At 53.7% G+C, this 1,050-nt stretch carries 1 protein-coding gene and 2 pseudogenes; 2 read left to right on the top strand and 1 reads right to left on the bottom strand.

The annotated features are described in order from the left end of the window. Positions 1–234, top strand: a 234-nt coding sequence (locus KP699_RS16235; RefSeq protein WP_215762927.1) for a transposase, incomplete at its 5' end; no start/stop codon positions are given. A gap of 247 nt (positions 235–481) precedes the next feature. Here KP699_RS16235 and KP699_RS16575 read toward each other — a convergent pair. Then, positions 482–814 (bottom strand): annotated as a pseudogene (locus tag KP699_RS16575) (transposase); the annotation flags it as partial. A gap of 73 nt (positions 815–887) precedes the next feature. Between KP699_RS16575 and KP699_RS16225 the strand changes: the two are divergent. Then, a pseudogene (locus KP699_RS16225) lies at positions 888–1,050 on the top strand (IS3 family transposase); the annotation flags it as partial.

Below are 1,050 nucleotides of genomic sequence, written 5' to 3'. Positions count from 1 at the left end.
GACAGGTTGATCGATCGGCTGATACAACGCGGGATTACCCCGGTCATCCCGCCAAAACGCAACAGAACGACACGACGGAAAACCGATTTTTCTCTCTACCGCGAACGGAACCTGATTGAGAGGTTCTTCAATAAACTAAAGCAGTTTCGCGCTATCGCAACCCGATACGATAAACTGAAATCGACCTTCCTCGCAGCCGTGCAGTTCGCCTCAATCATCATCCTGCTTAACTGACGACACGCCGTAGTCATACATATCAATTGTTTCCACTAATGCCGCGACGGTTGATGCGCCAAAAAATCCCTTAAATTATCGAGAAAAGTTCGAACGCGCAGAGGCACGTTGCGTCGACTTGGCATCGTTGCAAACAATCCGATCGTCTCCCCTTGGTACTCGGGCAAAAGACGTACCAGCCTGCCGCGTTGCAGGTCGCCGCCAACGTCCCACAAGACTTTTGACGTGCCCCCTTTTTTGTATCCACTCAAAAGGAGAGTTCCCGTTTTTTATGGCTTGGGGTTGATGGGATGACAAGGGTCTCGGGGGCATGCCCCCGAGACCCTTGTCTGGCGATCTGATCCGGTGTCCTGCCATCCAGTTGGGAATGGGGACGCACCGTATTGTAGTCTTCCCGCCAGTCAGCCAGAACCTGTCGGGCATGGCTGAGGGAGGTGAACAGCGTTTCGTTGGGGCATTCATCCCTCAATCGGCCGTTGAAACTTTCAACAAACCCGTTCTGCTGCGGTTTCCCGGGGGCGATATAGTGCCATTCAACCTTCATCTTATCGGCCCATTTCAGGATGGTGTCCGCCGTCAGGATCTATGGGACGAAATTGGTGAATTGAATAATGGAGGATTTCTGGCTCATCGTAACGACGAAGGAGTGAAGTATGAGCCAGAAATCCTTGCCGGAGACGACATCGGGGGAACGGTTGATCCGCGATATCCGCCGGGCGACGCGTCGGCAGTATTCGGCGGAAGAGAAGATCCGCATTGTGCTTGATGGCCTGCGGGGCGAGAGCAGCATAGCTGAGCTGTGCCGCCGTGAAGGTA

The organism is Acetobacter sp. P1H12_c (assembly GCF_018811975.1).
GTDB classification, from domain to species: Bacteria; Pseudomonadota; Alphaproteobacteria; order Acetobacterales; family Acetobacteraceae; genus Acetobacter; species Acetobacter persici.
The sequence above is the reverse complement of the archived record's forward strand: the minus strand, read 5'-3'. Positions and strand labels throughout refer to the sequence as shown.